This window comes from Bacillus sp. AFS018417, from assembly GCF_002560985.1.
GTDB classification, from domain to species: domain Bacteria; phylum Bacillota; class Bacilli; order Bacillales; family Bacillaceae_G; genus Bacillus_A; species Bacillus_A rhizoplanae.
In genome coordinates, this window is the sequence record NZ_NTTM01000009.1 from 25693 (window position 1) to 47485 (window position 21793).

Here is a 21793-nt window from a genome sequence, read left to right on the forward strand (position 1 = left end):
TTCTTTTTGTTATAGAAAAGGAAGTGGGATAGGTGGGAATTACAAAATCTTATGCAGCACATGCTCATTACCGTCCGAACAAAACTGCAATAAAAACAAAAGATAGAACCGTTACATATAAAGAATGGTATCGGTCTGTTTGCCAAGTTGCAAATTGGCTTCACGAGGAAGAATCAAGTAATAAAAAGATTGCGATTTTGCTTGATAATAGTGTGGAATTTTTACAAATTTTTGCTGGGTCTGCTATGGCAGGATGGATTTGTGTACCACTTGATCCAAAGTGGAATAGTTATGAACTTGAGGAACGACTACAAATCGTACAGCCTTCTATTATAGTTGTAGCGCAGCATAAACGTAACCAGTTGCCTCAAACAAATAGTAAAGTATTTTCTATCAGTACGTGGTCTGAAAGAATAACAAATGCTTCGATTACAGCAAATTGTGTAGAAAAGGTAGGAGAGTTACCTTTTTATATGGGATTCACATCAGGATCAACCGGAAAAGCAAAAGCGTTTCTTCGTTCACAACAATCATGGGTAGAAAGCTTTGCTTGTAATGTTCATGATTTTCATATGGAAAAAGAGGAGGCAGTATTGCTCGCAGGAACATTTGTTCATTCTCTTTTTTTATACGGTGCAATGAGTGCTTTATTTTTAGGACAAACGATACACATGACAGAAAAGTTTATTCCAAACCGTGTTCTTTCAATATTAGAGAAGGAATCTATTTCTGTTATGTATACAGTTCCAACGATGCTAGAATCCCTATACAAAGAAAAAAGAGTTATAGAACGAGAGATAAAGATTATTTCATCAGGTGCAAAATGGGAAGCTGAAGCAAAGCAAAAAATAAAACAGATCTTTCCAAAGGCAAAGCGATATGAATTTTATGGAGCGTCTGAATTAAGCTTTGTTACAGCACTATCACATCATGATAATGAAAATAAACCATCTTCAGTTGGAAGACCATGTCATAATGTAAAGATTAGTATTCGTAATAGGGACGGACAAGAAGTAGGGCAAGGAATAGTCGGTACAATTTATGTGAAGAGTGAACAGTTTTTTATGGGGTATATAATAGATGATGCACCAATTTGTCACGTAACAAGTGATGGATGGATGACAGTTCATGATGTCGGTTATGTTGATGAAGATGGATTTTTATATATTGTAGGACGAGAAAAAAATATGATTATTTATGGCGGAATTAACATCTTCCCTGAAGAAATTGAACGTGTATTGCAGAGGCATTCAAATGTTGATGAAGCAGTGGTGGTTGGTAAGAAAGATGTGTATTGGGGAGAAAAACCAGTAGTACTGGTTAAAGGAGCGGTATCAAAACAAGAGCTGAAGCAACTTTGTTTAGGAAAGTTATCTTCTTATAAAATTCCGACAGAATGGTATTTTGTAGATGCAATTCCTCATACAAGCAGTGGAAAAGTTGCACGGGCAGAAGCGAAAGAAATCGTTGAAGAGCAGGGATTTATGTATGAATAGAGCAGTAATTGTTGAAGCAAAACGCACTCCGATTGGAAAGGTAAATGGAATATTTAAAGATTATTCTGTTGAAAAATTAGCGGCCCCTTTACTTACATATATAAGTAAAGGTATCGAAAAAGAAATCGATGATGCTATATTCGGAAATGTTGTCGGGCCTGGTGGAAATGTGGCCCGGTTGTCAGCGCTGGAGGCGGGCCTTCCATATACAGTACCGGGCGTGACGATTGATCGTCAGTGCGGAGCTGGACTGGAAGCAATTCGTATAGCATGCTATCTGATTCAGGGCGGAGCTGGAACTTGTTACATTGCAGGTGGAGCCGAAAGTGTAAGCACTTCACTATTCGAGAAAAGAGCACGCTTCTCACCTGAACATATTGGTGATCCTGATATGGGAGTTGCTGCAGAGTATGTAGCCAAGCGTTTCGGAATTACAAGGGAGATGCAAGATGCGTATGCATGTTTGAGCTATAAACGAACGTTAGGGGCATTAGAAAAAGGGTATTTACAAGAAGAAATTGTACCAGTTTCTCACATTACAGTAGATGAAACGATTAAACATGGTATGAATTATGAAAGGATTATAAAACGAACACGCCCTGCCTTTTTACAAGAGGGGACAGTGACGGCAGGTAATTCATGTGGAGTGAACGACGGAGCGTGTGCACTTCTTATTATGAATGAAAGGCAAGCTGAAAAGCTTGGTTATAAACCGGTGCTACGATTTGTGCATAGTGCCGTTGCTGGTATAGACCCTCATTTTCCAGGCAGTGGCCCGATATTTGTAGTGCAAAAGCTATTACAACAGACGAATCTTACAATGGAGGACATTGATTGTATTGAAATGAATGAAGCGTTTGCTTCTAAAATAGTTGCGTGCGCGCAAGAGTTAAATATTCCTTATGAAAAATTAAATGTAAACGGCGGAGCAATTGCTCTTGGACATCCGTACGGTGCATCGGGAGCAATGCTCATGACAAGATTATTTCATCAAGTACAAAGAGAACAGGTGAAATACGTGATTGCAACGTTAGGCATTGGCGGAGGAATTGGACTTGCGCTTTTATTTGAAAAGGTAAAAAGCTAGGAATCACAACATATGCTTTTTAAACTTAACGATTCAAGATGCGGATTATTATGTTCATTCGTATCATCAGTTACTTCATATTCTGAGAGAGAAGAAAAGAAACGCAAGAAGCTATTTATGCTTTTTGCGTTTCTTTTTGTATTTGAATGAGATGATTTAAAAATGCTTCGCCTGTAACAGTTGCTTTTCCACCGCCGCGTGCGCTTTTTTGATTACCTCCACCTTTTCCTTCTATAAGAGGAAGAGCTGTTTTTAAAAGAGTGTTCATGTCTTGCTCAACGGCTTTACCGCATACGCAAATGCATTGTAAATTTTCACCGTTTTGTGTAACAAAATATGTAATGATATGTACGTCTTGCTCTGTAATTATAGCTGCTAATTTAGCCAGTTCCTGCATAGAACGGTCTGTAAAGTTCACCGCAATTTGTTTTCCAAACGAAGTTTTCTCTGCTTGCTGCAGTAATTCATTTGCTTCCACAGTGAGTAGTTTTTCATTCGCTATTTGCAGCGCTTTTTCATTTTCTTTTTGAGAGGAAAGAAGCTGATTTATTTTGTTTGGAATAGCGTCTTCTTTACTATGTAATTGCTGGGCTGCGCTTTTTACGAGAGCTTGATTGCACTTCATAAGTTCGATTGTACGCCAGCCGCAAACGAATGTAAGACGAATATTTCCTTTATGACGCTCCCAATCGATAATTTGAATCGGACCAACTTCACCAGTTTGTTTTGGATGTGTACCGCCACAGCCGTTATAATCAAGATTTTCAATAATCACAACACGAATGTTTTCTGTTACAGTCGGTTCCTTGCGAAGGGGAAACTGTTTTGCTTCTTCTTGGTTTACCCATTGAACTGTAATGGGACGATTTTCAAATACAATTTGATTAGCAAGGTAAACAGCTTCTTCGGCTGTTTCCAAAGAAAGGTCGGAAGTTTCTAAATCAATTGTTACGATCTCTCTTCCTAGGTGAAAACCAATTGTTGGAATATTAAAGTGATCCCAAAATATAGCAGACAAAATATGTTGTCCAGCGTGTTGCTGCATATGATCAAAACGACGTTTCCAAGAAACATATCCTGTTATTTCATTTACATGTATCTCTTCCGTAATGTAATGACGAATTTCTCCATCTATTTCCTCCACATTTATAACAGGAATTTGATTTAATTGTCCTGTATCATGTGGCTGACCACCGCCCGTTGGGTAAAAAGCTGTTTCTGTTAATACAACATATATATTACCATTGTTGTCGCGTGCTTGTTTTGTAATCTGAGCTGTGAATGTTTGTAAGTATGCGTCTTTGTAATACAGTTTTGGGTTCACGTCTATACTCCTTTCAAATGTAACTATTTTCATTGTAAAACAATACGTATCACTTTCCTAATATTTCATAAGAAAAATTCTCTTTTTTAGAATTTTCTTGCTATAATAAGGGAAAGGTAACATAACGGGGGTGGATGATATGTTATATGAAAATGGGGTAAGTAAACTGATTCATCTAAGTACAAATATATCTGAGCTATACCGAGAATTGCATGAAATGACCCGTCATTTAACAGAATGTAACCGAGAAAGTGTCACGTTTGATCGGTTATATGTGAAAGAATTGCTATGGAAGAAAGAAGATGTAGTCTCTATGTATGATCAGCTACTTATTCAAATTTGTATTAATGAATGTTTTGATATGAAAAGTTGGATAGCTGGAGAATATAGCTACACACATGAAGAAGTAGAGAGTTGGGTGGCTGAATTTAACAGTAAACATAATGTAGACATTGTATTAGAGGCAGTATTAAAAGAATTACAGTTTACATATGGCATTGACATGGAGTTGAAACGAACAGCTCGTGTTTAGGGAAATGAAAATCATGTTTTCAAAGGAAGCTGCTTTTCAGCTTTCTTTTTCTTTGCATTGCATTTGTAGATAGAGAAGGTGAAAGAGATGAAGGGGAAGTTACAACACATTCATCCTATAGGGATGAATATTATTATTGGAACATTATTTGCAAGATTTGCAACATCGATGAGCATTCCATTTTTAGCAATTTACTTGACGAATGCAAAAGGGATATCAGCAGGAGTTACAGGAGCCATTATTGGAACGAGCGCATTAGTGGGTGTATTTGCAAGTTTTATTGGCGGGAATTTATCAGATCGTTTTGGGCGAAAAAAGATTATGCTATCTTCTATTATTGTTTGGATTCTTGTATTTATTGGATTTGGATTTGCAGAGCATGTCGTTGCATTTTTTCTGCTAAATGCACTAAATGGGATGTGTCGTTCATTTTTTGAGCCAACGTCTCGCGCTTTATTATCTGATTTAACAAAGCCGGAGCATCGTTTAATGGTGTTTAACTTACGTTACGGTGCTATTAATGTTGGTGTTGCGATTGGGCCACTTGTTGGTCTTCAGATTGGCAGCGCTGAATCAACAACACCATTTTTTATAGCCGCTATTATGTATGCTCTTTATACAATTGTGCTCGCATTACAATTTCGAAAGTATCGCATTGGAGAAGAAAAAACAGAAGAGACAGAACGAGTTACTTTTATGGATTCCCTGCGCATTATAAGAAAAGACATTGTCTTTTTAGTTGCGTTAATTGGAATTATCATTAGTACAGCAGGATATGCACAGTTTTCATCAACGCTTTCTCAATATTTTGCGAACTCCCATCTATTTGAAAATGGAGTGAAATTGTTTTCTTATGCATTAACATTAAACGCAATTACTGTAGTAATCGTTCAGTACCCACTCATTCAAATTTGTAAAAAGTATACACCACTCGTATCCATTATGATTGGTACATTACTTGTTAGTGTAGGATTATGTGGATTTGGATTTGCTGAATCAATGTGGACTGTTTTCGTTTGTACGATCATATTTACAATTGGAGAAGTATTAATGTTTTCCATGACAGATGTGTTTATTGATCAAATTGCTGTTGCAAATTTAAAGGGAACATATTTCGGGGCAATGGGATTCTCAGGAATCGGAGCTGTTATTGGGCCATGGTTTGGCGGACTTCTGTTAGATTATTACGGTTATCATAATGGTTTTACGATTTTTACAATTTTGGCGGTGCTTTCAATGCTTGCATTTCCAATTTTGTTGTTGACAAGGAATTTGCTACGTAAAAGAACGATAGAAGAAAAATGGGAAGCACAAATGTAATACGCGTATGTACGAAATAAGGTTTTATGAATAAAGGAGGCTGATCATTTTAAGAATCAGCCTCCTTGTATTATTGCCAGTGCAATAGTAGTTCAAAGGTGTTAATCGCTTTCAAATCTTCCGTTACTTTCTGCTTTATGCCGCTATTCGCGGGCAGTAAGACCCCCACCTCAAGATTCAGAGAGAAGCAAAGAAGATAGGTGGGGGATGAAAAAAACCCCCACTGATGGAAGTTTCACTTTATTTTGCAGAAAGGATATGTCTTATATCATGTGTTAGATTTGCATATGACTATTCTGTAAAGAGGACAGTTCGTTCTGTTAATTGTGCTGTTTCTGTTTTAGAAATGTGAATGGTAAGAAGACCATTTTCAAGAGAGGCTACCATTTTTTTATATATGATATTGGTTGGTAAAAAAATCATATGCTGTAAGGCAGAATTATTATAAGATATGTTAATTTGTAGGCCTGTCTCCATCTTTTTAATTAGAATATTTCGCTCTACTATGTTCGGAATGTCGGCTTCTAAAATATATTCTTGTTCTGTTTCAAAAAGGTCAACGTGAATATCGTTTTGAGAGGGGGAATTTGCGTATAAATCGGAGCAAAATTGATTCATCCATTCTTCAAAGCCATCAACATGAAAAAGGCAGTCTTTTTTCTTTTTATTGCCCATTGTAAGAAAACCTCCATAAAAATTCATTCATATTACGATATTCACTTTGAAAATAGAGGTGAAAAAGAAAGAGGAAATGTGCTTAAAAAGAAGAGAAGATTTTAGAAATATATGATAAATATATGATAAAAAGACAGTGCGCATGCACTGTCTGCTTTGTTACATATCGTGGTGAGCATGATTTTTTTGACGCGTATGTTTTTGGTTTTTTACTTTGTGTGATCCGCTTAACGGTTCTGGTTGACCACCAGAAACTTGCCCTTGCGGAGAATTTTTACGAATGGATTTGCTGTTGTTTTTCTCCATTATAATACCCCTCTTTTTCTTGTGCTCTAGCGGTTATTCAAATGAACGGTAGAGCTCGATTAGCGAAATGAATTAGCTGAAGGAAAGTACCTAGTCTAAAGTTTCGCTCTATATTAGGATGAGAAAACTTCATAAATTTATACGAGAATGTTTTTTGAGGTAAAGGTAAAAGATAATGGAGAGTAATAAAAGAAAGGGGAATGGTTATGCCGTATCACAAAGATAAGCAACAAGCATTTCAAGCTGCACAGCAAGGAACGACGGATGCAGAAAATGTATATAACAACATTGTAAAAAACGATCCAAATTATGCACAGGATTTAAAACATTTACGTCAAGAAGTGCATGAAGCATATGAACAAATCCAAAATGCATTAGAAGTTGCTTCTGAAACACAGCGAAAGCAATTGCAACAATATGAACAAAATTTACAACATATTATGCAAAATGTGGAGGAAGTACGTGATTAATAGGTTGTTGAGTAGTCTCAGCAGCCTTTTCACATAAGACAAGCTAATGATGATTAAGAAAAAATGTATTATAATTAGTTGTTTTATTGTTATGTTAAGTATGATAGGAATTGAACATGTTGATGCAAAAATGTTAATGAGAAAAGAGTTAGAACCAACTGGCTATGTAACATGGGAAGTACCAACTCATGAAAAAATAATGGCAATCACTTTCGATGATGGCCCGGATCCTACATATACACCTCAAATTTTAAAGATATTACATCAATATAATGCTGAGGCAACCTTTTTTATGATTGGATTCCGAATTCAGGGTAATCCATATTTAATTGAACAGGTGTTAAAGGAAGGACATGAAATTGGTAATCATACAATGAATCATTTGTACGCACGCAGTGAAGCTGGACAAAAACTCGAAAATGATATTCTAGATGGGAAACGGTATTTACAAAAATGGGTAGATAAGCCCCTCCTTTTTCGTCCGCCTGGTGGGTATATTAATGAATCGGTGTTTAAAACGGCAACAGAAGCAGGATATCAAATCGTGTTATGGTCTTGGCATCAAGACCCGAGAGATTGGTCTAATCCTGGAAAGGATAAGATTGTAAATCACGTTCTAAAAAACGCGAAAAGTGGTGATATTGTCTTATTGCACGATGGAGGAAGCGATAGAAGCCAAACTGTCGAAGCTCTAAAAGAGATTTTACCAGCCTTGCAAAAACAAGGGTATCGATTCGTGAAAGTGTCAGAGTTATTAAAGTACAAGCATTGAAAAATCCCAAAAGATTATCTTTTGGGATTTTGTATTATTGATTCTTTTTACGCTTTTTATTATTTTGACGCTGAGCCGCTGTTAATGGCTCATTTGAAAATTCTTCATTATACCCTGTACCTTGTCCTTGTGCAGAGGCTGCGTTCATTCCTGGAATGACATGATTGGCTTTACGTTTTCCCATGATTATACCCCCTAATTGACTATAAGAGCCTGAAGAGTTCCATTTACTTTTTATAAAGAAAAACGCTTTCTAAAAAGCAGTTTCACTTTATAGAAATAGTATCTGTTAACGAGTAATTTACTATGCAGTAACGAAGTTATAAAGAAAACTTATGAAAAACTATAAGTTTCTTCTTATTTACTTATCCTTTAAGTTGTAATAATATATTATCGTAAGGTATTGAAAAGTTTGTCTACATTTTATATTCAGACAATTTCAGTCACGTTTAACAGGGGGGTAACCATAATGGTAAAACACAATCCATTTCACGCTCGTACAACATTTGAAGTAGATGGAAACACGTATCATTATTATCGTTTGAAAGCGCTTGAAGATGCAGGGGTAGGTAATGTTTCTAAGTTACCTTATTCAATTAAAGTATTGCTTGAATCGGTACTTCGTCAAGTTGATGGCCGCGTTATTAAAGAAGAACATGTTGAAAATTTAGCGAAATGGGGAACGAAAGATATTCAAGATATCGATGTACCGTTTAAACCATCTCGCGTTATCTTACAAGACTTTACAGGGGTTCCAGCAGTTGTTGATTTAGCTTCTCTTCGCAAAGCAATGGCAGATATGGGCGGAAATCCTGATAAAATCAATCCAGAAATTACAGTTGATCTTGTTATTGACCACTCTGTACAGGTTGATAGAGCGGGTACATCAGATGCGCTTCAATTTAACATGGACTTGGAGTTTAAACGTAATGAAGAACGTTATAAATTCTTAAGCTGGGCACAAAAATCATTTGATAACTACCGTGCAGTTCCACCAGCAACAGGTATCGTTCACCAAGTAAACCTTGAGTATTTAGCGCCAGTTGTTCATGCGGTGAAAAATGCTGAAGGTGAACTTGTTGCATACCCAGATTCATTAGTAGGAACGGATTCTCATACAACGATGATTAACGGTATCGGCGTTCTTGGATGGGGCGTTGGTGGTATTGAAGCAGAAGCTGGAATGCTTGGACAGCCTTCATACTTCCCAGTACCAGAAGTAATCGGTGTGAAATTAACGGGTACACTTCCAAGTGGTACAACAGCAACAGACGTTGCACTAAAAGTAACACAAGTATTACGTCAAAAAGGTGTAGTTGGAAAATTTGTTGAGTTCTTCGGCAGCGGTTTACAAAGCATGCCATTAGCTGACCGTGCAACAATTTCTAACATGGCACCAGAGTACGGTGCAACTTGTGGATTCTTCCCAATCGATGATATTTCATTAGATTACTTACGTTTAACAGGAAGAAGCGAAGAACAAATTCGCATCGTTGAAGAATATTGTAAAGCAAACGGCTTATTCTATACAGCTGATAGTCAAGATCCAATTTATACAGAACTTGTTGAAATTGATTTAAATACAATTGAGTCTAACCTTTCTGGTCCGAAACGTCCACAAGACTTAATTCCTCTTTCTAACATGAGAGATGAGTTCCGTAAAGCTGTTTTAGCGCCGGTTGGTAACCAAGGATTTGGTTTCTCAGAGCAAGAATTTGATAAAGAAATGAAAGTAGTATTACAAGATCAAGAAGTAACGATGAAAACAGGTGCAATTGCAATTGCTGCAATTACAAGCTGTACAAATACATCTAACCCATATGTGTTAATTGGTGCAGGCTTAGTTGCGAAAAAAGCAATTGAAAAAGGACTTAAAGTACCTGGTTACGTAAAAACATCATTAGCACCAGGATCTAAAGTTGTTACAGAATACTTAGATAAGTCCGGATTAACAACGTATTTAGATCAATTAGGTTTCCAAACGGTAGGTTACGGCTGTACAACTTGTATCGGTAATTCTGGTCCACTAGCACCAGAATTAGAAGAATCAATTGCTGCAAATGACTTATTAGTAACATCAGTATTATCTGGTAACCGTAACTTTGAAGGTCGTATTCATCCGCTTGTAAAAGCAAACTATTTAGCATCTCCACCACTAGTTGTGGCGTATGCACTTGCTGGTACAGTTGATATCGACTTGAAAAACGATGCAATCGGTAACGATGTAAATGGTAACCCAATTTACTTTAACGACATTTGGCCAACAGCGGCAGAAATCGAAGAAGTTGTACAAAATGTTGTAACATCTGAACTATTTAAGAAAGAATATGCACAAGTATTTAACAGCAATGAACGCTGGAATGAAATCCAAACTTCAAATGAAGCTTTATATACTTGGGATAATGATTCAACATATATCCAAAATCCACCGTTCTTCGAAGGATTATCAAAAGAGCCAGGTGAAGTGGAAACACTTTCAGGACTGCGCGTAGTTGGTAAATTTGGCGACTCTGTAACAACAGACCACATTTCACCAGCAGGATCTATCGGTAAAAACACACCAGCAGGCCGTTACTTATTAGAAAATGGTGTGCAGCCAGTTGACTTCAACTCTTACGGTTCTCGCCGTGGTAACCATGAAGTAATGATGCGTGGTACATTTGCGAACATCCGTATTAAAAACCAAATCGCACCAGGTACAGAAGGCGGATTCACAACGTACTGGCCAACAGGCGAAGTGACATCTATCTATGATGCTGCAATGAAATACAAACAAGACGGAACAGGTCTTCTTGTTATCGCAGGTAAAGATTACGGTATGGGAAGCTCACGTGACTGGGCTGCAAAAGGTACGAACTTATTAGGTATTAAAGCAGTTATCGCAGAAAGCTTCGAGCGTATTCACCGCAGTAACCTTGTGTTAATGGGTGTATTACCACTACAATTTAAAGATGGTGAAAGTGCAGAAACACTAGGTCTTACTGGTCAAGAGTCATTTGAAATTCAAATTGATAAAACAGTAAAACCACGCGACCTTGTAAAAGTTGTTGCGACTGACTCAGAAGGAAACGAAAAACAATTTGAAGTAGTAGCACGCTTCGACAGTGAAGTAGAAATCGACTACTACCGTCACGGCGGTATCTTACAAATGGTTCTTCGTGAGAAATTAGAAGAGTCTAAGGTATCTAACTAAGTTGCAAATTTATTAGTTCTAAATGAACAATATTTTGTATAAAAATTGATTTTTACCAAAAAAAGAAGATGACTTTTGTCATCTTCTTTTTTCTTATGATTGTAAATTCTATTTCAAGCGATGTATATGGGAATGATGTTTGCATCTGCAAGTGCATCCTGGCTATTGGTGGGGGGATAGACATTCTTAGCTATGGGCATATTATGTGCAACTGCCAGTTTCCTAGTACTCCAAATTGTTCGTTTCTTAGTAAAAGAAAGCTCGGCTCCCGTTTGAGTCGAGCTTTTTTCCCCATGTTAAAACATGCAACGGAAAAGTTCTTGTTATTATTTTCATAATAAAGTGAATAGAGGGAAATATATGATATATTCATAATATCCAATCATTTTTAAGGGAGATGGGGAACATGACAAAGGAAAATCAAACAGCTGAAAATAAGGAACTAACGATTTTTAACCACGTTGGAAACACAATTGTAACAGAAGATAGAGAAATCCAAATTATTTCAAGATTAGAAGAGCCTCTTATTGTCGTGTTAGCGAATGTATTAAGCGATGAAGAGTGTGAAATGTTAATTGAAATGTCTAAAAATAAAATGAAACGTTCTAAAATTGGTGTTTCGCGCAAAATAAATGACATTCGGACGAGTAGTGGTACGTTTTTAGAAGAAAGTGAGGCTGCTACTAGAATCGAAAGACGGATCGCTTCAATCATGAATGTTCCAGTTGAACATGGAGAAGGGTTACATATTTTAAATTATACTGTTGACCAAGAATATAAAGCGCATTATGATTTTTTTACAGAAAACAGTGCGGCAGCAAATAACAATCGTATTAGTACCCTTGTCATGTACTTAAATCATGTAGAAGAAGGCGGAGAGACTTTCTTTCCAAAACTCAACCTTTCTGTATCTCCAAAAAAAGGAATGGCGGTATATTTTGAATATTTTTATCAGGACGCATCATTAAACGAGCTCACTTTACATGGCGGTGCACCTGTTATCAAAGGTGAAAAATGGGTTGCGACGCAATGGATAAGAAGAAGACCTTTATATTAAGATACCACTCAATTACGAGTTTTTTATGGTATTATACTGTGACAAAACTAAGTATACTCGAATGAAGTGCAAGTTTAGCATGGTAATTCATTAAAGTGTATAAAAGTTAATTTACAGCATAAGAAAAGGAGGATGACGAAAGTCATCTTCCTTTTTTTATGCTTGAAAATCATATTTCAAGCGATATATTCGTGATCAATGGATATCCTTAGATGGCTCGTGATTCCATATATCGATATCGAAATAATAAAAAATCTGAAATTCCGTCAGATCTTCTTTCGGTTATACCGTAAATCATTTCTTATCTTATTTACTCGTCATTTAGAAAATGGAATTAGCACAGAAGAGATTACAATTAAACAGTAATGGTACCATCATTCCACCATTCAATAAATGTCTGTAATGATGGGGCAACCCATGTTCTGCTATCGTTTTCGTGATTCCAAACATATACATCATCTTTTTGTATGGCTCCATCTAATATTGCATATCCGAACAAATCACCATTTCCTCCATCTGCAAAAAACAACAGACAATCAAAGGGCATATATAAATCCTTAAAATCATCAACCTTTCTTACATTCAGATTTTCTTCAAGGATTTGTTCAATTGACCAAATGAAAGGACAGTCATATTCATCGAACACACCATCCGTTTCATTCAATAGACTGGATAAATCGTTCGGTAATTCAACATTAAGTTTTTCTTTTATTTGGGATATTTCAGCTTTCGTTGCAGGGGATTTAAATTGAAAAGCTGTTGAAATAGTACTGATAAAAGTCTTCCACATATTTAGCATCCTCACTTAAAAGTTTTTCTGTATGGATGTTAATTTTACTTGAGAGTTTCATTATATGAAACTTCTATATTAAATCAATAAGGATATCAACAATGTTCATTAACAGAGCTAAAAATATAAAATGGTTTAATAAGAGAAAAGCGTCCGATTTGTTCAACAAAAAATCGGTGAGAGAAAAAATTGGATGTTTTCAAATACACCACGAGGTGCTAGAGGAAGTGCCATCATGTGTAGTGTGGTTGAAACCGGAAAAGAGAACAATTTAAGTTCCTATTTGTTTGAAACGCTCCCTAATATCGATTTAAATAATAAAGAGGAAATTGATAAAGTCTTGCTGTAGTCAATGGATTTATCATCTAGTTGCAAAGGCCGAAAAAAGTGAAGTAAACAAAAGGTAACTCTAAAATCAATCTCTATGGTATTTTTTGGATTCTATTAACATTTACGGTATAGACATAATGATGTAATATATTGAATGAAATGAAGTTAATACATGAAGGATGGACATAAAATGGGAGATTTATTATTGATGATGATTGAACGCGTTGGTTTAATCGTTATTTTAGGATATTTACTTTCGCATATTAAGGCGTTCCGTTGGCTACTGTATAAGCAAGATAGCTATAAAGGTAGCTTTATGTTAATTGGCATATTTTCATTATTTACAATTGTAAGCAACTACACAGGGATTGAGATTTCTGGTAATACGATTATGAATGATAACTGGCTGCGGGGCGTCTCTTCTTCTAGTACGATTGCGAATACGCGTATTATGGGAATTGGGATTAGCGGGTTACTTGGAGGTCCAATTGTTGGAATAGGAGTAGGATTGATAGCCGGCATTCATCGTTATATGCTAGGAGGAACGACTGCATTGAGCTGTGCAATCTCTTCTATTTTAGCTGGGGTTGTGACAGGTTATATTGGCTATTTATATCAAAAACGGAATCGCGTTGTAACCCCTAAGTTTTCTGCGGTGCTTAGCATCTGTATGGTATCGCTGGAAATGATTATGATTCTTTTCATGATCGATGATGGCTGGAGTATTGTAAAAACAATTGCAATCCCAATGATTCTCGTAAATGGTTTCGGAAGCTTTATTCTATTGTCAATGATTCAGTCCATTTTACGACAAGAAGAACATGCGAAGGCATTACAAACGCATAAAGTATTGCGCATTGCTGATAAAACGCTTCCGTATTTCCGCCAAGGATTAACGGAAGAATCATGTACGCATGTGGCACAAATTATCCACAGCTTTACAGGAACAGATGCAGTATCTTTAACAGATACAGAGAAAATATTAGCACATGTTGGATTAGGATCTGATCATCATATTCCTTCTCATAGCTTAATTACTGAATTGTCAAAAGAGGTATTAAAGACCGGGAAAATTATGAAAGCAAAGTCGCGCGAAGAGATTAATTGTCAGCATGAAGAGTGTTTATTACAAGCGGCAATCGTGATTCCACTCACATCTCGTGGAAAGACCATCGGTACGTTAAAGCTTTATTTTAAAAATCCCAATTCATTAAGCCCCGTAGAGGAAGAGCTGGCAGAAGGATTAGCGAAAATCTTTTCAACGCAGCTTGAACTTGGAGAAGCAGAACTGCAAAGTAAATTGTTGCAAGATGCGGAAATAAAGGCGCTGCAAGCACAAATTAACCCGCATTTTCTCTTTAATGCGATTAATACAGTCTCTGCTTTATGTCGCACAGATGTAGAGAAAGCAAGGAAATTATTGTTACAGCTAAGCGTGTATTTTCGCTGTAATTTACAAGGTGCAAGGCAGCTTCTCATTCCGTTAGAACAAGAATTGAATCATGTGCATGCGTATTTGTCGTTAGAACAAGCAAGATTTCCGAACAAATATGAGGTGAAAATGTACATTGAAGACGAGCTGCATAATATTTTGCTTCCACCGTTTGTGTTGCAACTATTAGTGGAAAATGCTCTTCGTCATGCATTTCCTAAAAAACAGCCTCTATGCCAAGTTGAAATTCATGTTTATGCCAAGAAAAACAGCGTACATTTCAAAGTAAAAGATAACGGTCAAGGGATTGAACCGGAGCGATTAGAGCAGTTAGGAAAAGCAATTGTATCGTCAAAAAAAGGAACGGGAACAGCATTATATAATATTAATGAACGGTTAATGGGGTTGTTTGGAAAAGATACAACGCTTCATATTGTCAGTGAACTGGAAGCAGGGACGGAGATTTCCTTCACGATTCCAATTCAAAGAAAAGGAGGCAGCGATATTGAAAATATTAGTAGTCGATGATGAAATGTTGGCGCGGGACGAATTAAAATATTTATTATATCGAACGAAAGAGGTCGATATAATTGATGAGGCAGACAGTGTAGAAGAAGCGTTAGAGAAGTTGATGGAGAGTAAACCGGATCTTGTTTTTTTAGATATTCAGTTGTCGGATGATAATGGATTTGAGATTGCTAATATACTAAAGAAGATGAAAAATCCACCTGCTATTGTATTTGCAACGGCCTATGATCAATATGCCATTCAGGCATTTGAAGTAGATGCTTTAGATTATATTTTAAAGCCGTTTGACGAAGAGCGCATTGTCCAAGCGATTAAGAAATTTAAAAAACGAAAACAGCATGAAATGGAGGAGAAACAAGAAGTACATGCGTCAGATGTATCTAGTAGAATGAAAAAATTAGCGCTGCCGATTGATGAATCGATTGTATTAGTGAATATAGAAGATATCGTATATGCTGGATTGTTGGACGGAAAAGTAATTGTGAAAACGATTTGTGATACGTATGTGACGTACGATACGCTTGCCATATTAGAAAAGAAATTGCCACAAATGAATTTTCTGCGTGTGCATCGCAGTTTTATCGTAAATGTAAATCATATTTCTGAAATCCAGCCATGGTTTAACTCTACGTATAATTTAATTATGAAAGAGGATTCAAAAGTACCTGTAAGCCGTACTTATGCAAAAGAATTAAAGAAGCTGCTTCGTATTTAACAAGCAGCTTTTTGCATTTCATCCTTCTTTTTCTGTAACTGATTTCATATATTTGACGCTCTGTGTTGTAAGTGCTCACGGAATCGTTTACATCCTATACAATAAAGCTATCAAATCGAAAGAGGTGCAAGGATGGTATGAAAAAATCATCTGTTAATCCGTGGCTTGTTGTCCTCGGTACAGTCATTGTACAAATGGGACTTGGAACGATATATACATGGAGCTTATTCAATCAGCCTTTAGTGAGTAAATACGGCTGGGGTCTTAACGCTGTTGCTATAACTTTCTCAATTACTAGCTTTTCTTTAGCATTTTCAACTTTGTTTGCAGGTAAATTACAAGAGAAATTGGGACTTCGTAAACTCATTATGATAGCCGGATTAGCCTTAGGAATTGGCTTGATGCTTAGTTCGCAAGTTTCCTCATTACTAATGCTTTATGTACTAGCAGGAGTTGTTGTAGGTTACGCAGATGGTACAGCCTATATTACTTCACTATCCAATTTACTGAAATGGTTTCCAGAGCGTAAAGGTTTAATTGCTGGTATATCTGTCTCCGCATATGGCACGGGTAGCCTAATCTTTAAATACATTAACGCAAAGTTCATTGATTCAGTTGGTGTATCACAAGCGTTTTTATATTGGGGCTTAATTGTTACAGTTATGATAGTGGTAGGCGCTTGTCTTATCCATCAAGCCGCTGAACAAGATACAGTTCATGAAACAAAAAGTCGTGACTATACAACAAGAGAAATGCTAGGTACAAAACAAGTTTATCTGTTATTTATCATGCTATTTACATCATGTATGAGTGGCTTATATTTAATTGGTATGGTAAAGGATATTGGTGTTCAACTCGTAGGGCTTAGCGCAGCAACAGCAGCTAATGCTGTCGCTATAGTTGCGATCTTTAATACGGTTGGCCGAATCATTTTGGGACCATTGTCAGATAAAATCGGTCGTTTAAAAATTGTTACCGCAACGTTTGTCGTTATAGCTACGTCTGTCTTTGTTCTTAGTTTTGTGGATTTAAATTATGGCATTTATTTAGCCTGTGTAGCAAGTGTTGCTTTTTGTTTTGGTGGAAATATCACTATTTTCCCAGCCATTGTTGGTGATTTCTTCGGTCTAAAAAATCATAGTAAAAACTACGGAATCGTGTATCAAGGCTTTGGTCTTGGAGCACTTGCAGGTTCCTTTATCGGTGTAATTCTAGGTGGATTTAAACCAACTTTTATGGTGATTGGCGTATTGTGTATCGTGTCATTTATTATCGCGATTTTCATTCAACCACCTAATCAGCAAAAAGAAAAAGAAGAAAATTATCGCAGTGTAGCGTAAGCATTTTAAATTTTTATTACATTCTAAAAGTAAACGTAAAGTAACTCCAAAATATACAATAAAAGTTGATTTTGGAGTTATTTTTTGTTTACTTCACTTTTTTCCCTTCTGTGAATCAGGTAAAGCCTTTAAGGCTTCATCAAACTTCTGTCTGGCATGTGCCCAACATCCCACAAGGGTAACATCTGGTACTTGATGATAACCACTATATCCATCTACTTGTAAATACCCTTGAAAACTAGCTAAAAACTGATATATCAACAGTTTAGAAAATTTTACATCCTACTAAATTATATCCTTAAAAATACTTTTTTGGTACAATTTAGATATATAGTGAATGTTGTAAAACGTATGAGGGAGCGTGTTTTGTTGAACGGGAATCAAAAATATAGCGGACATTGGAGAAGTTTTATTCTTTTTACATGTATCGTTGGTTTTATTGTTGGTTACTTTTCTGTTCTTTCAGATAACTTATCAGATGTAAGTGAGGGTGTTACATACCTTAAATTTTTCATTTCGTATTTAGCAGTCATGATTAACTCTTTACCTATGTGGTTTATCCTTGCCATGTTTGTTGGCTATATATTTGCAAGGAATGTTCAAAAAGCTGTATTACTTGGCGCCCTCTATACAATCACTGCCATTACATTTTATTTTGTGATTGGCTATTTTTATCAGGACGTACCAGTAACGATATCATTTCAAGAACAAGCAGTTGCATATGCGACTTGGTACGGAGCGTCAGCTATTGGCGGTATTTTAGGCGGAGTTTTAGGGTTTTTTATGAAAAAAACATCGTATGCATTACTACCTTTAGCTGTAGGGTTAATCTTACAATTATTTGTAAACGGTAAAAGTAGCTGGAGTGACGTTGTTGGTATTGCACAAAATATTACCTGTTGTCTAATGATAGGAAGCATTGTTATGTATGTAGTCATTGTGAAATGTAATGCAGTGCCTGTAAAAAGAAAAGAAGAACGGATGTAGTTATCTTTGATTTAACTCAAATTATAAAACATACAACAATAAGAATTCGATTCTTTTCACAATTGTTGAACTTATTGGTTTCATAAGTTGTATATATCGAGAAAGGGAAGGCACATTTCGCCTTCCCTTTTCTTATGTTTGCAAATCATGTTTCGAGCGATATGTTTGTGGTCTCATATGCTGATATCGTAATTTTATTTCTCTATTGTAGCGATAGCTAAATAATAAGCTCTGTTAAAGTATAATGTTGATTTTTGCCTTTTTTTGTTCAACGAAGCAGGTTAGTTGAACAAGAAGGAAAAAACAAACTTTTAATTGAAATTATTAGGGTCAATTTAATGAAAGGAGAGATCTGTTCATGGAATTATCAAGGTCTCAATTATTGGCTTTAGAGCATATTACAAAGTATGCAAGGGACCATAAACATGAGGCTAAAGCAACAATTAATCACATACTTAAAATGTCTAATATCTCGGATGAAATATTTGGAAATGCTGTTGTTAATTTAAAGTCTCACGCAAAGATTGGTTTACATTTTCATCCAGATAGATCAGATTCGACTATGAAAAGCGTTGCTGAGGCATTGCTTGAGCAGGGAATATATAAGAGCCAGTTTGAAACATTTTTATCTAATGGCAGCGTATCCGCTTACCCTGGTGGTGAACGCGACCTTTGGGAGAAGAGAATTTTTGGAGGAGCATATCAACTGGAGGGTGTAACCAATAAGCAACGGCCTAAATATGGGGCACTAAATTTGATGTTACATCCAGATGGGCCTGCTCCGCGTTTTGGATCATGTTATTTTCTTCTATCCCCTGAGGCCTCTTATCGTTCCACATACACGTATTTGGATTCGCATCAAGACCCAAAAGAAAAAGGTACTTATGAAGAATTTGACATCATTTTGGCTGCTCTCTTGGAAGAGGTGTTCTTAAGAGATTTTGCAATTGGTGAAAGAAACCTGACGCCAGCAAGATTAATCAATCATTTGCTGGTTAATCTGGAAAGGCCGTTTACGGACCTAGCAAACAAAGAGCCAAACCGCAATCTTAACCACTATATTGAAGCCCAGGTTCATGGGGATATTTCTCTTAAAGAAGACGTGGAAATGCTTGTTGCAGATCCTTCATTCAAGGACACTCATGTAGGGAGAACCTTGGAACAAATATGCCTTAAGTATTCCATTGATCTTTATTGGCACATGGGCTTTGTACTTATGGTAGACGAGGTTCCTGCAGATTTTAGAGGTCCAACAATGCCTTCCTTGGCAAGACGCATTGCACGAAATAATTTTATCGATGCGAACATAATTGGATCTGCTGTAATGGACTTGAAACGCAATCCAGTATCTTGGAACGATCGTGGAACGTATAAGGAGGTGCTTCAGGAATTGAAACTATTGTGGCACGTTTTAGTGAGATATGGAAAGCCGAATCGAAAATTGAACTAGAGGGTGCGTAAGTTCAAGAAGACATACAAGAGGACCAAAAAATTGGTTCTTTTCTTTTTTGTGAAATATCAACAATAATCTTTAACAGAGCGAAATAATAAAAATTCAGAATAAAATTTGTGTCTGTTAGAAAATCAGGCGTTAAGTCGATTTCACAACGCGTCATGTTTTTCTTATCTTTAGCAATGTTGCTAATTAAGATATTTAAGCTTATATTATTAGAGTATATAATTTTCTGATTATTTTTATTTTTCTAAGCGCTTATCGTCTGATTTACTTATTGATTTTTAAAGGAGCTATCTTGTGGATTATAGAATTATATTTTTTGATGTTGATGGAACTCTTACACACCATGAAAATGGTAGTATTTCAGATAGTACGAAAGAGGCTATAAAAGCACTGAAAAATAAAGGGGTAAAGGTGGTTGCAGCAACAGGAAGACCGTTATCCATGTGCGATGAAATAAGAAGTTTAGGAGTAGATACGTTCATCACAGCAAATGGAGCTTATGTGAAGCACTATCAAGAAGTTATTCATAAAGTACCAATGGATAAAAATATCATTCGAGAAGTGGTTGAATTTGCATATATCGAGAATAACGGGCTGTCATTCTTTACAGAAGATTTTAGTATGAATGGTGTAGAAGATAAAGAAATACTAACAGCATTGAACGAAACGTTGTCATTGAATGCTTATCCAACTATAAGTAAACATATTCATAATCAAGAGGTCTATTTGATGTGTTTGTATGCCACTGATGAAATGGTAGAGAAATACATTCATAAGTTCCCACATCTAATGTTTAGCAGATGGCATCCTTTTGTTTTAAATGTATTACAAGAAGAAGTATCCAAATCTTTAGCTATCAAAAGTGTCTTACAGTATTTTGACATTGATAAATCAGAGGCTATTGCGTTTGGGGATGGGGGAAACGATATAGACATGTTGGAATTGGTAGGGCTTGGAATTGCTATGGGGAATGGCAATGAACAATTAAAAGCAGTTGCGGATTTCGTCACCAAAAAGTCAAGTGAAGATGGAATCGACTTTGCTCTAAGAAAGTACGGAATTATTTAAATGAAAGAAGAGTTCCATATCGTGTCTACTCAGGTTACGTTTACAGAGGAGGCTTAGGTAATGAAAAAAGCATTACCCATTTTCCTTTTTCTTTTAATGGGTGTAGTGGGATGTAGTACTGATACAGTTGATACACCTTTCTACGAAGGTAAGAGAAGATAACGTGAAATTCACAACTATAAATTTCGCTAAATTAGAAGAAGGGAAAAAACTTGCATCTGAATTTGATGCCGTCTTTATTATGAAAGAACATCTGTCAGAAGCTGCCCAGAGTAAATATGCGAAAGTATATAAAGAGGCAGGGATCCCATTTTTCTTTATTGAGACTAGAAAATCATATATTCCTTTCGTTGATGAGAAATTATCCTACGAAGATTTTCCAGAAGTGGAATCAGGTGAATATGCAGCAGGTTATTTCCAATCTGGCGAAGATATTCAAAGTTGGGGTTATGGGCTATACAATGATAAGGTAAATGAACCGAATATTAAGGATGCTTACTCACGAATGTTTAGTACAATCGAGTCCGTAAAAAATAGGAAGTTATAATAAATGATAACCGCTTTGAATTATGTCAAAGCGGCTTCGTTGTCCACTTATTTGTAATTATTTATCATATCCGGCGAGAAGACCCCCACCTCAAGCGCGAAGCGGTAGGTGGGGGATGAATCACTTTTTTGTTTTTTTAAAGTATACAAATAGAAACGTATGTTCTTTTTTATACTTTTTGTATACAAAAAAAGAAAGGAGCGTGTCCAATGAAAAAAGCATATTTCTCAATTCGTATCTATAAGAATGCACTGAATCCGAAGTATGTTGAAGCTATTGGACATGCTCTTTTCGTATTTAATCGTGCAAAGCATTTCGCTTTTCAAACGCAAGTGTTAGAAAAATGTTCTGGCACCTCCAGACGT

20 protein-coding genes and 2 pseudogenes are annotated in these 21793 nt (G+C 36.3%); 16 read left to right on the forward strand and 6 right to left on the reverse strand.

From position 1 onward, the window contains the following. The first annotated feature begins 32 nt into the window (after positions 1–32). Both CN326_RS05375 and CN326_RS05380 read left to right on the forward strand, forming a co-directional pair. Positions 33–1496, forward strand: coding sequence for an acyl-CoA synthetase (locus CN326_RS05375; RefSeq protein WP_098306972.1), 1464 nt, complete (start codon positions 33–35; stop codon positions 1494–1496). Continuing rightward, positions 1489–2583 carry an acetyl-CoA C-acyltransferase gene (locus CN326_RS05380; protein WP_098306974.1) on the forward strand — a complete coding sequence of 365 codons (1095 nt, stop codon included), beginning with the start codon at positions 1489–1491 and terminating at the stop codon, positions 2581–2583. The genes CN326_RS05375 and CN326_RS05380 overlap by 8 nt, the downstream gene beginning before the upstream one ends. Before the next feature lie 115 nt (positions 2584–2698). Here the strand turns inward: CN326_RS05380 and CN326_RS05385 are convergent, their stop codons facing one another. Then, positions 2699–3907, reverse strand: coding sequence for an alanyl-tRNA editing protein (locus tag CN326_RS05385; protein WP_176524535.1), 1209 nt, complete (start codon positions 3905–3907; stop codon positions 2699–2701). Positions 3908–4046: 139 nt separating this feature from the next. On the opposite strand from CN326_RS05385, the gene CN326_RS05390 reads away from it, so the two are divergent. Both CN326_RS05390 and CN326_RS05395 read left to right on the forward strand, forming a co-directional pair. Beyond that, complete coding sequence (locus CN326_RS05390) at positions 4047–4439, forward strand: hypothetical protein (RefSeq protein ID WP_098306998.1); 393 nt, start codon at positions 4047–4049, stop codon at positions 4437–4439. Positions 4440–4526: 87 nt separating this feature from the next. After that, complete coding sequence (locus tag CN326_RS05395; RefSeq protein WP_098307000.1) at positions 4527–5759, forward strand: MDR family MFS transporter; 1233 nt, start codon at positions 4527–4529, stop codon at positions 5757–5759. Between the two features lie 291 nt (positions 5760–6050). On the opposite strand, the gene CN326_RS05400 is transcribed toward CN326_RS05395, so the two are convergent. Together CN326_RS05400 and CN326_RS05405 are read right to left on the reverse strand one after the other, a co-directional pair. Then, positions 6051–6434 carry an Hsp20/alpha crystallin family protein gene (locus tag CN326_RS05400; protein WP_098307002.1) on the reverse strand — a complete coding sequence of 128 codons (384 nt, stop codon included), beginning with the start codon at positions 6432–6434 and terminating at the stop codon, positions 6051–6053. Positions 6435–6593: 159 nt separating this feature from the next. Continuing rightward, positions 6594–6740 (reverse strand): small acid-soluble spore protein P, encoded by a 147-nt coding sequence (locus CN326_RS05405; protein WP_098307004.1) that lies wholly within the window; start codon positions 6738–6740, stop codon positions 6594–6596. Positions 6741–6946: 206 nt separating this feature from the next. Here CN326_RS05405 and CN326_RS05410 point away from each other — a divergent pair, with 206 nt between their 5' ends. Further along, positions 6947–7210, forward strand: coding sequence for a hypothetical protein (locus CN326_RS05410; RefSeq protein WP_098307006.1), 264 nt, complete (start codon positions 6947–6949; stop codon positions 7208–7210). Between the two features lie 91 nt (positions 7211–7301). Continuing rightward, positions 7302–7982, forward strand: a complete 681-nt coding sequence (locus CN326_RS05415; RefSeq protein WP_375337703.1) for a polysaccharide deacetylase family protein — start codon at positions 7302–7304, stop codon at positions 7980–7982. 34 nt (positions 7983–8016) lie between these two features. On the opposite strand, the gene sspO is transcribed toward CN326_RS05415, so the two are convergent. Then, a complete protein-coding gene (sspO, locus tag CN326_RS05420; protein WP_098307008.1) occupies positions 8017–8166 on the reverse strand; it encodes a small acid-soluble spore protein O in 150 nt (49 codons plus the stop codon). A 285-nt stretch (positions 8167–8451) separates the two neighbouring features. Here sspO and acnA point away from each other — a divergent pair, with 285 nt between their 5' ends. Continuing rightward, a complete protein-coding gene (acnA, locus tag CN326_RS05425; RefSeq protein WP_098307010.1) occupies positions 8452–11175 on the forward strand; it encodes an aconitate hydratase AcnA in 2724 nt (907 codons plus the stop codon). Between the two features lie 406 nt (positions 11176–11581). Then, on the forward strand, positions 11582–12232 hold the full coding sequence (locus tag CN326_RS05435) for a 2OG-Fe(II) oxygenase (RefSeq protein ID WP_098307012.1): 651 nt from the start codon (positions 11582–11584) through the stop codon (positions 12230–12232). A gap of 355 nt (positions 12233–12587) precedes the next feature. Here the strand turns inward: CN326_RS05435 and CN326_RS05440 are convergent, their stop codons facing one another. Then, positions 12588–13022, reverse strand: coding sequence for an SMI1/KNR4 family protein (locus CN326_RS05440; protein ID WP_098307014.1), 435 nt, complete (start codon positions 13020–13022; stop codon positions 12588–12590). Between the two features lie 178 nt (positions 13023–13200). Here CN326_RS05440 and CN326_RS25540 point away from each other — a divergent pair. The 4 genes and pseudogenes from CN326_RS25540 to CN326_RS05460 form a co-directional block, all read left to right on the forward strand. After that, positions 13201–13371 (forward strand): annotated as a pseudogene (locus tag CN326_RS25540) (IS66 family transposase); the annotation flags it as partial. Positions 13372–13542: 171 nt separating this feature from the next. Next, positions 13543–15312: a sensor histidine kinase gene (locus CN326_RS05450; RefSeq protein ID WP_098307016.1), complete on the forward strand. Its 1770-nt coding sequence runs from the start codon at positions 13543–13545 to the stop codon at positions 15310–15312. Next, entirely contained in the window at positions 15287–16027 is a 741-nt protein-coding gene (locus tag CN326_RS05455) for a LytR/AlgR family response regulator transcription factor (RefSeq protein ID WP_098307039.1), read from the forward strand. Before CN326_RS05450 ends, CN326_RS05455 begins: the two co-directional genes overlap by 26 nt. Before the next feature lie 137 nt (positions 16028–16164). After that, positions 16165–17367 (forward strand): L-lactate MFS transporter, encoded by a 1203-nt coding sequence (locus CN326_RS05460; protein WP_098307018.1) that lies wholly within the window; start codon positions 16165–16167, stop codon positions 17365–17367. 99 nt (positions 17368–17466) lie between these two features. Here the strand turns inward: CN326_RS05460 and CN326_RS05465 are convergent. After that, positions 17467–17619 (reverse strand): annotated as a pseudogene (locus CN326_RS05465) (IS66 family transposase); the annotation flags it as partial. A 117-nt stretch (positions 17620–17736) separates the two neighbouring features. Between CN326_RS05465 and CN326_RS05470 the strand changes: the two are divergent. The 4 genes from CN326_RS05470 to CN326_RS05485 all read left to right on the forward strand — a co-directional run bounded on the left by CN326_RS05470 (position 17737) and on the right by CN326_RS05485 (position 21428). Then, positions 17737–18354 carry a hypothetical protein gene (locus CN326_RS05470; protein WP_255258095.1) on the forward strand — a complete coding sequence of 206 codons (618 nt, stop codon included), beginning with the start codon at positions 17737–17739 and terminating at the stop codon, positions 18352–18354. A 358-nt stretch (positions 18355–18712) separates the two neighbouring features. Further along, positions 18713–19804: a DUF3626 domain-containing protein gene (locus tag CN326_RS05475; RefSeq protein ID WP_098307023.1), complete on the forward strand. Its 1092-nt coding sequence runs from the start codon at positions 18713–18715 to the stop codon at positions 19802–19804. A gap of 303 nt (positions 19805–20107) precedes the next feature. Further along, complete coding sequence (locus CN326_RS05480) at positions 20108–20881, forward strand: Cof-type HAD-IIB family hydrolase (protein WP_098307025.1); 774 nt, start codon at positions 20108–20110, stop codon at positions 20879–20881. A gap of 163 nt (positions 20882–21044) precedes the next feature. Continuing rightward, the gene (locus CN326_RS05485; RefSeq protein WP_098307027.1) at positions 21045–21428 is read left to right on the forward strand and encodes a hypothetical protein; all 384 of its coding nucleotides are present in this window, start codon (positions 21045–21047) and stop codon (positions 21426–21428) included. Positions 21429–21793: the final 365 nt, after the last annotated feature.